10 protein-coding genes are annotated in these 11,485 nt (G+C 39.5%); 5 read left to right on the forward strand and 5 right to left on the reverse strand.

Annotated elements, in window-relative coordinates:
* Window positions 1-110: 110 nt before the first annotated feature.
* Window positions 111-1,307, forward strand: a complete 1,197-nt coding sequence (gene dxr, locus B4U84_RS23575; RefSeq protein ID WP_017311607.1) for a 1-deoxy-D-xylulose-5-phosphate reductoisomerase — start codon at window positions 111-113, stop codon at window positions 1,305-1,307.
* A 362-nt stretch (window positions 1,308-1,669) separates the two neighbouring features.
* Window positions 1,670-1,861, forward strand: a complete 192-nt coding sequence (locus B4U84_RS23580; RefSeq protein WP_026081987.1) for a hypothetical protein — start codon at window positions 1,670-1,672, stop codon at window positions 1,859-1,861.
* Between the two features lie 251 nt (window positions 1,862-2,112).
* On the opposite strand, the gene B4U84_RS23585 is transcribed toward B4U84_RS23580, so the two are convergent.
* Window positions 2,113-2,610 carry an acyl-CoA thioesterase gene (locus B4U84_RS23585; RefSeq protein ID WP_017311609.1) on the reverse strand — a complete coding sequence of 166 codons (498 nt, stop codon included), beginning with the start codon at window positions 2,608-2,610 and terminating at the stop codon, window positions 2,113-2,115.
* Window positions 2,611-2,728: 118 nt separating this feature from the next.
* Here B4U84_RS23585 and B4U84_RS23590 point away from each other — a divergent pair, with 118 nt between their 5' ends.
* Complete coding sequence (locus B4U84_RS23590; protein WP_131120742.1) at window positions 2,729-4,843, forward strand: CHAT domain-containing protein; 2,115 nt, start codon at window positions 2,729-2,731, stop codon at window positions 4,841-4,843.
* A gap of 246 nt (window positions 4,844-5,089) precedes the next feature.
* On the opposite strand, the gene B4U84_RS23595 is transcribed toward B4U84_RS23590, so the two are convergent.
* The 3 genes from B4U84_RS23595 to B4U84_RS23610 form a co-directional block, all read right to left on the reverse strand.
* Window positions 5,090-5,434: a DUF1815 family protein gene (locus tag B4U84_RS23595; RefSeq protein ID WP_017311611.1), complete on the reverse strand. Its 345-nt coding sequence runs from the start codon at window positions 5,432-5,434 to the stop codon at window positions 5,090-5,092.
* A 930-nt stretch (window positions 5,435-6,364) separates the two neighbouring features.
* Window positions 6,365-8,092 carry a succinate dehydrogenase/fumarate reductase flavoprotein subunit gene (locus B4U84_RS23605; protein ID WP_131120743.1) on the reverse strand — a complete coding sequence of 576 codons (1,728 nt, stop codon included), beginning with the start codon at window positions 8,090-8,092 and terminating at the stop codon, window positions 6,365-6,367.
* A gap of 143 nt (window positions 8,093-8,235) precedes the next feature.
* Complete coding sequence (locus B4U84_RS23610) at window positions 8,236-8,550, reverse strand: hypothetical protein (protein ID WP_017311613.1); 315 nt, start codon at window positions 8,548-8,550, stop codon at window positions 8,236-8,238.
* A gap of 633 nt (window positions 8,551-9,183) precedes the next feature.
* On the opposite strand from B4U84_RS23610, the gene B4U84_RS23620 reads away from it, so the two are divergent.
* Both B4U84_RS23620 and B4U84_RS23625 read left to right on the forward strand, forming a co-directional pair.
* Window positions 9,184-9,861 (forward strand): SDR family oxidoreductase, encoded by a 678-nt coding sequence (locus B4U84_RS23620; RefSeq protein ID WP_131120744.1) that lies wholly within the window; start codon window positions 9,184-9,186, stop codon window positions 9,859-9,861.
* A 61-nt stretch (window positions 9,862-9,922) separates the two neighbouring features.
* Window positions 9,923-10,906: an alpha/beta hydrolase family protein gene (locus B4U84_RS23625; protein WP_131120745.1), complete on the forward strand. Its 984-nt coding sequence runs from the start codon at window positions 9,923-9,925 to the stop codon at window positions 10,904-10,906.
* Between the two features lie 72 nt (window positions 10,907-10,978).
* Here the strand turns inward: B4U84_RS23625 and B4U84_RS23630 are convergent, their stop codons facing one another.
* Entirely contained in the window at window positions 10,979-11,419 is a 441-nt protein-coding gene (locus B4U84_RS23630; protein WP_131120746.1) for a secondary thiamine-phosphate synthase enzyme YjbQ, read from the reverse strand.
* Between the last annotated feature and the right edge of the window lie 66 nt (window positions 11,420-11,485).

Raw genomic sequence — 11,485 nt, forward strand, 5'->3', positions numbered from 1 at the left:
CCAATCCCCAATCACCAATCCCCGATCCCCTATCCCCGATCCCCTATCCCCTATCCCCAAGAGTACGAAGCAATTTAAGATTGGAGTTGTCTGTTGATCCCTAAATAATTGTGAAAACAATAACTCTTCTTGGTTCTACTGGCTCTATCGGTACTCAGACTTTAGATATTGTCGCTAATAATCCGGATAAGTTTCGGATTGTTGGTTTAGCGGCTGGAAATAATGTGGAATTGTTAGCTAGTCAAATTCGGCAATTTCGACCGAGTATAGCAGCGATTTATGCAGAGGAAAAATTACCAGCACTCAAAGAAGCGATCGCGGATCTTGATCCCCAACCAATTCTCTTGGCTGGTGATTCAGGAATCGTAGAGGTGGCGCGCTATGGTGATGCTCAAACTGTGGTGACGGGTATTGTTGGCTGTGCAGGATTATTACCGACGATTGCAGCAATTGAAGCTGGTAAAGATATCGCCTTGGCTAACAAAGAAACTCTAATTGCTGGTGGTCCTGTTGTTCTACCTTTAATTGAGAAACATGGGATAAAATTATTACCCGCAGATTCGGAACATTCGGCGATATTTCAGTGTTTGCAAGGTGTTCCAAAAGGTGGTTTGCGAAAGATTTTACTTACAGCTTCCGGTGGTGCTTTCCGGGATTGGCCTACAGAAAAATTAGCAGAAGTGACTGTTGCTGATGCTCTTAAACATCCTAATTGGTCAATGGGTCGGAAAATTACTGTCGATTCTGCCACTTTGATGAATAAGGGATTAGAAGTAATTGAAGCTCATTTTTTGTTTGGTTTAGATTATAAAGACATTGAAATTGTCATCCATCCCCAAAGTATTATTCACTCTTTAATAGAACTTCAGGATACTTCTGTGTTAGCTCAATTGGGCTGGCCTGATATGCGCTTACCTTTGCTATATGCTTTATCTTGGCCGGAACGCATTTACACCGACTGGGAAAGATTAGATATGGTAAAAGCTGGTAATTTAACCTTCCGGGAACCAGACCACAAGAAGTATCCTTGTATGCAGTTGGCTTATGCTGCTGGTAAGGCTGGTGGTTCGATGCCAGCTGTTTTGAATGCAGCAAATGAACAAGCTGTAGCTTTATTTTTGTCAGAAAAAATTAGTTATTTAGATATCGCTCGGTGCATCGAATGGGTATGCGATCGCTTCTCATCCGACAACCGTTCAAATCCCACTTTAGATGACATTTTGGCTGCCGATCAATGGGCTAGACAAGAGGTTTTGACGGCTACTAAAAATTTAGAATTTCACCCACAAACAATTTCTTTTCGATAAAAAATAAAAATCTCCAAATAATCAGCGTTCAGTATCAGGCTGAACGCTGATGTTTTCATAAGTTATTTTAAAACTAAGCAAAAATATTTTATGTTTTTTTATAAAAATTATTTTCATAAATCAGATAACTTATGTTAACATCTTGTTTATTAATATTGCAGCAAAATTACACATAAAACCTAATAGTTATTTTAAACAATAGCTTTGTATTTGTGGTTATTAAAAAGATATTTTTATAACCACACTAGTGATATTTATAATGCTTGAAACAGAGTTGATAACCACAATTTAATTTAAAATTCAACCGCCTTTTCTGATGTCATCTCATTGACACTCAAGGCAAAACTTTGGGATTGATGATTATGCTTATAGCCCTAATTGTTGCTTGGTTAATCTTCACAATCTTAATTAAAGTAGTCAAAACGACTGTGAAAAACGCTTTTATGATTGCTGCGATCGTCGTTTTGCTACAGATTGGCTATGGTATTGGGCCTCAAGAAATATGGAATTATATAGTACAAATTCCCCAGAAGTTACCACAGATAGGTAAGTGAGGGATCGGGGATTGGGGATTCTCCAGAGGAGACGCTTCGCGTAGACGCGTAAGCGGCTTCTCGCAGAGTACGGGAATCGGGAATCGGGGAGTGTGGGGAGTAATGTAGAGACGCGATTCATCGCGTCTGGGAGTGTAGGAAGACAAGGGAGAATTATTTAACAAGCCTCTTGCCAATGACCAATCACCAATCACCAATTGTACAGACGCGATTCATCGCGTCTCTATTGACCAATGACCATTGACCAGCAATTATTTTTTCAATGAAGCTGATATTTTCGCAAATGCATCTTGAACATTGGCAGGTAGTTGACGCATGATCTTACCTCTTTCTCGGTCTACAGCTACTAATGTGACTTTGCCTGTAACATATAATTCTTGTCTATCTGGAGATTCAATGACGTAATCCCAGTTGATGCGGACGCTGGTAACTTCAGTCATGCGTGTTTTGACTACTGCTACCATACCCAACTGAATCGAACGGTGGTAGCGTAGCGAAAGTTCTACTACTGGCAAATCGCAACCTAAAGCCACCAAGTCCGAATATTGTACACCTATGGAACGCAAGCACTCTACCCGTGCTTCTTCCATCCACGCTATATAAGTACCGTGCCATACCACGCCTAAATAGTCGGTGTGGTGAGGTTGTACTCTTACGGGATATTCAAACCAATACTCAAGTGTCTGACTTGTGGGACTGTCTATAGCAGTTGTAGGTAGTTGGGGTAAGTTTGTTTTTTCTTCAGACATCTTAAATTTTCTTAGGATTTCTCAGAGATTTTCCATTTTTTGAAATAGCATAAACAATAGTAGCTTTGTGCAACTATTTTCCTTGAGTCAAAAGCAAACCGATACTGGCAGGGTTTTTATGCACCCTCAGAAAATATATTCAAATATTTTTACTGCTGGCTTGGTGTTTTCTCTAGGTTCAGGAATGTTGTTTTCAGAAAATATCCCGGTAACAGCAAATACAAGTATACAAAATAAAGATGCTGAAATAACTAAATTATCACTCCAGAATACAAGTAGTTCTGAGCAGATTAAGCAACTTAATCAAGAGGCAATCAAACTATCTCAACAAAAGCGTTTTCCAGATGCGTTGCGGAAATTACAAACTGCTTTAGAGATAAGCAGAAATATTCAGCAAAAGTCGCTGGAAGCAATAACTTTCAATAATATTGGCAGAGTTTACCAACAACAAAATAAGTTTTCCCAAGCATTTAATGCTTATTTGCAAGCTTTAGCTATCAATAAAGAACTGAGTATTAATGAAAAAACTCCTGGAAAGGCTCATATTGCTTTTGGCAAAACCTACAGTAATTTAGGATATTTACTAGCGAGCCAGAATCGACCTGAGTTAGCGATGTTCTTTTACAAGCATTGTGTTAATAATCGCGAAAAAGTCCGCCTCAATCCAGCAGCTTTTTCTGGAGAACAATTAGATGCTTATAATATTACTGTTCGCCAGACATACCAAGCTTTAGGTCAAGGTTTATTGCAAAGTGATCGCACCGCAGAAGGACAGCGTATTCTGGACTTAATCAAAGTCGAAGAATTGGAAGAATATCTTCAAAATGTCGAAGGTAATCAAAGAACAGCCAAAGGAATTGAGATTACCGCAACCGAAAAACCAATTAAGCAAAAACTAGATCAAACCCTTGATAGTGTAGTAGTACTAGGCAAAGAACTGACCAAATTACGTCAGATTACTCCAGAGAAGCGATCGCCACAACAAAAACAACGCATCCAACAAATAGTAGAAAATCAGCAGCAAATTTTGGATGAGTTCAATAATTTTATTAATAGTTCAGAGGTTAAAACACAGGTAGAACAAATTAGCCGCACAGCTAGGCGGCAAAATTTAGATTTGGAAAGTCTCAATGAAATTCGTGATAACTTAGCGCGGCTACCGAATAAATCTGTAATTTTATATCCTCTAGTATTAGAAAATACTTTGGAATTGGTATTAGTCACTCCTGATTCACCACCAATTCATCGTACTGTTGCTGTGAAAAAAGCCAACCTCCAGCAAACAATTCTTAGTTTTCGCAAAGCCTTAGAAAACCCTAGTTTAGATGTCAAAAAACCTGCGCGTCAATTGTATGATTGGCTGATCAAGCCGATAGAAAAAGAACTTACCCAAGCCGCTACCCAAACTATAGTTTACGCACCAGATGGGCAGTTACGTTACATTCCTTTAGCAGCCTTATTTGATGGCAAACAATGGTTAGTGCAGCGCTATAGTATAAATCACATCACTGCTGCCAGTTTGACAAACTTCAACACACAGCCGTCATCAAATATACGTATTTTGGCAGCAGCATTTACTAAAGGAAGTTATGAAGTCAAAATTGCTAATCGCCAAGAAACTTTTTCTGGATTACCTTTTGCAGCCAAAGAAATAGAAAATCTAGCGACCATAGTTCCCAGCACCAAGAAAGTTTTAAATGACGCCTTTAACCCAAAAATGACTGTGCCACAAATGGATGATTTTACAATTGTCCATATGGCAACCCATGCGGCATTTGTTGTGGGTAAACCAGAAGATTCTTTTATTCTATTTGGGAACGGTGAACGAGCTACCCTCAAAGATGTTGCTACTTGGTCACTACCACGAGTAGATTTAGTAGTGCTGAGTGCCTGCGAGACAGGGCTAGGAGGCAAATTAGGCAACGGTGAGGAAATTTTAGGTTTTGGTTATCAGATGCAAAAAACTGGTGCGAGATCAGCCATTGCTTCACTCTGGGCTGTAGATGATGGCGGTACACAGGCATTGATGAGTGCTTTTTATGCCCTACTATCTTCAGAAAAATTAACAAAAACTGAAGCGTTACGACAAGCACAAATAGCGCTAATCACTGGAAATTCGTCTAATGTGGGTCAGGAGCAAATTAGAAGTGAGAATCTATCACCATCTGTTTTGGGTAGCCTCAGTCATCCCTACTACTGGGCGCCGTTTATTTTGATCGGAAACGGATTGTAATAAATAATAACGTTGGAGATCGTACAAGCAGGCAACAGTGAAATTTCAAAACATTTAGTTGCAAGTTTTCTGTCTACTTATGAGATGCTAACTTGATTGACAGATTGCTGTCCCAGCCAATAGCCAATTGTTAATAGTTTGTAGACTATTGACTTGGGCTATTGACTTTACAGTAACTTCTGCTTCCCTATATGTCATTTTTTTGATTACGATTTTGTCCGTACTACCTGAGCAGTGACGTCTTAATTAGTAACGTTTAGCCAGGGTTTTATTGTTTACAGAAGTTGGAGTAGGGATTTTGACAATATTGGCTAGTTCCTGTAATTGGTTAACTGCTTCGGCACCCTCTAACTTCATGAGTTCGCGATCATCGCGCATTTCTGTCCAAGTAATCCCATAATCAGATACCAAAAATCGAATCAGGTGGTTTTCTCCCAAGCTAACCATAAATGACGCACTGTTCATCTGGTCGCCGCAAGTGTAACAAGACGCTGGATATCCACGTCGCTCTAGAACAATGGCCAAAGCTTGCAGATTCATTACTAGGTCTTGAACAAATTGCCGATGTTGTTGCGCTAGTCTTAGAAACACTAATTTCCTCCTAACACCACGGTTGTGTTATTCCTTTTATATTTTCTTTAGATTTTCCCATCACCTGGTATTGTAAACTATCCATTACAATTCCCAGACAAAAAACTCTTAAGTCGTTACAAACCTACCTAGTTTAAGGTAATGCATTACGGCTGGTATAGCCGTATCAGAATATTCAATTTGCAAACATCAAATTTCAGACAGAATTGTCAAATTAAATATTATCTTTACACGTTTCTGTCAGGGTAGATGGTGAGTTAAAACAATCCGCTATAAGATTAACCCATATTTAGCACAAGTCAACCACTAAAAAACCACATATCACACCTTGATCGACGATTTATAGTGAGATATTGAGATTATCAATGGCTATTACACCATTTAGCTTTGATTTAGCTTGATTTTTGTACGCAAACAGGTTTTGTGCGATCCAACAGCGTAATCTGGCATTACCCGACTATTGATTTATCTACTCACTTACTCCTGAATACATAGAATTTAGTAGATGACCGTGATGATTTAAAGTTGCTAGTGTACGGGTAATTTTTTTAACCAATTTTTGCCTGCACTCTGACTTTCCTGATCCACAATCTCAAATAAAACTCAATTCGTTTGACTTATTCCCTGACAATAACTAAACGTTATCAGGTGATGTTGCCATTTCGGCAGTATTTAAGATTAAAGCATTATTAAATTGTCATAAATAATACTTTTTTATTGGGATCGGGGATCGGGGATCGGGGATCAGGGATTGGGGACACGGGAAGGGAGATATGGGAGTGTGGGAAGTGTGGGAAGTGTGGGGGTGTGGGGAGACAAAGGAGAATAACCGATGCCCCATGCCCCATGCCCAATGCCCGATCCCTGATCCCCGATCCCTGATCCCTGATCCCTGATCCCCGATCCCTGATCCCCAATCCCCGATCCCTTTTAATACTTCCTTTCCTGTGGCTCAAACATAGTAATGGTCACTGGACGATATTGAATATCGATTCCTGCTGGTGAATAATAAGCCATTGTGTGTTTGAGGAAATTTTGGTCATCTCGTTGGGAATAATCTTCACGGAAATGAGCGCCACGGCTTTCTTGACGATTGAAGGCTGAAGCTAGAATCATTTGTCCGACAACCATCAAGCTTTGTAGTTCTAAAGCTTCAATAATTTCTGTATTCCAACAGCTACCTTTATCATCTAAGTATATCTGCGAGTATTGATCTTGTAACTGTTGTAATTTTTGTAGACCTTCGCTCATTAAATCTGCGGTGCGAAAGACACCACAAAATTGAGTCATTGTATCCTGAAATGTCTGACGGATTTGGTTAATCCGATACTGTCCTGACTGATCCAGCAAAGCCTGAATTTGTTGTTTGGCTTCGCTGAGGTAGCGTTGTTCATTGATCTCCGGCAACTTGCGATTTTGTATGTATTGTGCGATTGCAGCCCCGGTTCTGCGTCCATAGACTACGCATTCTAGTAAAGAATTGCTACCAAGACGGTTAGCACCATGCACGGAAACACAAGCAGTCTCACCAGCAGCAAAAAAACCTTCGACGAAATGATCCCCGCTACTGCGGACTCGACCATCAGTGTTAACAGGGATACCACCCATACAATAATGGATCGTAGGACGTACGGGCATAGGTTCAGTTACCGCATCCACACCCACTAAACGATGAGCTTCTTCCCAACAGAAAGGAATACGGCTCATGATTTTTTCCCTACCCATGTGGCGCAAGTCAAGATAAACAAAGGAACCACCAGCACTTCCATCAGGATTAATACCACGACCAGCCCGAATTTCGTAAGCGATCGCTCTTGAGGTAATATCACGAGGAGCAAGTTCCATGCGACTGGGAGCATATCTAGCCATAAACCGTTCTCCCTCACTGTTGATCAAATACGCCCCCTCACCACGCACCGCCTCCGAAATCAACACCCCGACTGGATACAACCCCGTAGGATGAAACTGTACAAATTCCATATCTTCTAAAGGTAAACCAGCAAGTGCGGTCATTGCTAAACCGTCGCCCGTGGAAGCGTAATCATTAGAAGTAGTGTTATATACCCGCCCATAACCACCAGTGGCAAACATGATTGCTTTGGCGCGGATCACCTCGACATGCCCATCTAAAATGTGATACATCACCACACCCTTGGCCTGATTCTCTTCCAAAATCAAGCGCATCACATACCACTCTTCATAAACCTGCACACCATAGCGCCGCAAATTATTTACCAGTTCATGCAAAATCGCATGACCAGTCTTATCAGCAGCATAGCAAGTACGATTATGAGAATGTCCACCAAAAGCACGTTGAGCAATGCGTCCATCACTCAAGCGGGAAAACAACACACCCATGTGTTCTAAATCAATCACTACATCCGGTGCTTCACGAGTCAGAATTTCGACTGCATCTTGATCTGCTAGATAATCAGAACCCTTAACCGTATCAAAAGCGTGTGCTTCCCAACTATCAGATGAGTCAACATTTTTGAGCGTCGCTGCAATTCCACCTTGAGCAGCGACAGAGTGAGAACGAATTGGGTGGGTTTTAGCAACCACAGCAACATTCAAACTGGGATTTTTTCTAGTTATTTCCACTGCGGCACGACATCCCGCCAAGCCACCACCGATAATAATTACATCATGTTCGAGCATAAATAGTTCTCAACTGTAAAAAAAGCCACTTTTCTATTTTAAGAATGCGATTAATTGCATCTGCAAAAAAATTCCCTGCCAATCGACAGGGAATATATACCCAATATCCAGACTTAAATCTAAAAACTAAAATCTAAAATTTATTAACTAGTTGCTTCTACAGGTTTTTGCTGCGAAACATTACCAGAGATTGGTGCCATTTTTGTTCCTGGTTCTACAGCGGACAATTCTATATGATTTAACAAAGTAGTAACGAAAGCAAAAAGTAAGAAAGGCAAAGACAACAAAACAACAAGCCCAACCGCAGCTAAGGCATAAACTGGTCGTCTTGCACCCATTAGTGCTAAAGCTGATGCCAAACTAATGGTAATCGTAATCAACCAAACAATGATTTGACCGTAAATATCACCGAAGGTCAGAGTACAGACAAATCTATACTTTTGAATGTTATTTATCATTTTATTTGCCTCTAGTATCTCCTTTGGTTCTACATTAGAACCAGGTTTGACTTTTTGACAATTTCTAAATATTTTTGAAACTATTGTAATATGACTTAACAATTAATCATGCTTTCAGAGAAAGTAATTGCCAAATTAAATCAGTCTTTGGATATAAATAGTTGGACAAAATTAAATTAAATTAAATTCATTTTAAGTACTTATGTCTTGACTTAGACCAAGAAACTCTGTGTGAAGTATCAATGGGGTTAATTTTAACTTATGTTAAATTAATTTATCTTTCCTTTATTTACTTCCTTTTTAGTAAAAGAATCGGGAATGCTCAAACTCTCTACCTGAACCATCGTCCCAGGCAAGAAACTCTTCAAAAGTCAGTGGTTGTGTAACGGTTGCGTACATCGGCCTCGCTCCATTGCTGACGGGTACTTGACTCAATGCTATCAAGATGTTCAGCTTTATCTATCAGTCCTGCTTAATTTTCGTGCCGTAGTTCTCAAACAACGGCTTGAGGTTGGGTAACAGAAGGCGATCGCTAGTCTGTGAATCTTCTCTTCTTACTTTAAAGATTTAATTATCTAAAAAAAGATATAGTTAATATTTGTTGAATATTGAAAAATTCCGTAAACAATATCTATGACAGCAGTATCGTCAATTTTTCTTGCTGGGGCGAGTCGAGGTGTGGGGCGAGAAATAGCGCAATGTTTGATCTCGCAAAAATCTCAAGTCAAAGCACTCTTAAGAACTGATGCAACTCGTGATGAACTAGAAGCACTGGGAATAAAAGTGGTTCTTGGAGATGCGATGAATGTTGAGGATGTCGAACGTGCAATTCTGGGAGATGAAGCCATTGATGCTGTGATCACAACGATTGGTGGTTTAGCTAAAGATAACAGCAGAGCAGATTATATAGGTAATAAAAATCTCATTGATGTGGCTGTTAAAGCAGGAGTCAAAAAGTTTATTTTGGTAACTTCTATTGGTAGTGGTAATAGTGTTGTGGCTTTATCTCCACAAATCTTAGAAGCATTACAGCCAGTTTTAATTGATAAGGAAAAAGCTGAACAACATTTAATTGCCAGTGGGCTGAATTATACTATTATTCGCCCTGGTGGATTGCAGTCTGAACCTGCAACTGGGAATGGAGTTTTAACCGAAAATCCAGGTATTGCTGGTATGATTAATCGGGCAGATGTGGCACAATTAGTTTGCCGTTGTTTAAATTCTGATGCTGCTAACAATAAAGTTTTGTCAGCAATAGACGCAAATATGTTGTTTGGACAACCAGAGTTTGAAAAATTTAATCTGGATTAATTTGAGAAAGTTCTGCTTGGCAGTTAAGATTTGATATTAGTAACGTAAGATACTATGTAACATGACTGTTCGTGCGTTTTTTCAAACAGCAAAAGTCGAAACTGTTAAGCCTCCTTACGATACGATTTATCTCAAAATCTTGTATCCGGCACAAATGTCAGGTAGCCATACAGAAAATAACCTGGGAATTGTGCCTGTTGATCGCCAAAAAGCCCCCTTTCCAGTGGTGATTTTTTTTAATGGGTTTAACTGTGAAGCCCACATATATCAATGGTTAGCAATGAAGCTGGTTGAACGTGGACTAGTGGTGGTTACATTTAACTGGATTGCAGAAAATCTTCCAGGAGTAGTAAGCATAACTCCAGGAGTGGATATTACTACATGGAAACCTGAAATCTATGGTACTGTTCCCACTAGTTCTACTTTATCGACACTGTTAGCAAAACTTGAACAGTTGCAAGCAGAAGGAATCCTAGCTGGGATGCTTGACTTAGAACGGGTAATTTTAGGTGGACATTCAGCAGGTGGGAGAGTGGCGATCGAAAATGCTAACCCTGGTTTTTTCCCACAGGTAGCAGCATCTTTTGCTTATGCTGCTCATTCTATGGGAGGAACAATGATGGGGTACGAACCAGGTACGATTTTGCCTTTACCGGATTCTCTACCGATGTTATTGATTGGGGGAACTCATGATGGAGTGATTGCAAATAGTAGCGATCGCTATGGAATCACTTCAGGTGATGCAACCACTGCTGTCATGCGTACATTCCAAGAAGCAATTACTGGGGGACGAAATGATAACTATTTGGTGTTTCTAGAGGGAGCAAATCATTTTATTATTACTGATCCTTTCGACTCCACCACAGGTAGAGCATTTCTTGACTTTCCAACTACTGAAAGTCCAGCAGCATTGCGGTTATTGATGGCAGATATAATTGGTTTATTTATTGATGCTCATGTTCGCCATCAAACAGAAGCATTTCATGAATTGAATCGATTATTGAATAATTCCAATAATTTGATTCAGTCATGGCAAAATAAATAGTTAATTCAAGTGAGCGTTATAACAGTTTTTTGCATATTGTCTTTGAGTAATCATTTAAAACTGGATTAGCATCTACTCTCCAGAAACTTGACATAATACAGTTCTTTGACGCGGCCCATCTAATTCAAAAAATAAAACTGACTGATAAGTTCCCAATCCTAATTTTCCATCAACAATAGGGATGATTTCGCTATTATTCAACATCATTGCCATCAGATGAGAATGAGCATTCATTGGTTCATCTGGTGGAATATTTTTTCTCAGATGCAAATCATTATGTAAATAGCGGTCTGATTCTGGTGCTATTTTTTGTAAAAATACTTTGAGATCTGCTAGCAACCTTTCTTCATATTCATTGATAGCTAAAGCTGTTGTCGTATGACGAGAAAATACCAAGACTTGACCATTCTGAATTGATGTCGAAGAAACCAACGCCTCAATTTGAGGAGTAAGATTATAAATATTAATTCCCGGTGTAGTTTCTACTTCAATGAATTTACTAATAATTGGCATTTCTTATAAATTTTTAGAATCAGCAATTAATCTTCACAGTATATATAGTTAACCACAAAGGCTTCA

Origin of the sequence: Westiellopsis prolifica IICB1, assembly GCF_004323185.1 — a bacterium.
Classification (GTDB): domain Bacteria; phylum Cyanobacteriota; class Cyanobacteriia; order Cyanobacteriales; family Nostocaceae; genus Pelatocladus; species Pelatocladus prolificus_A.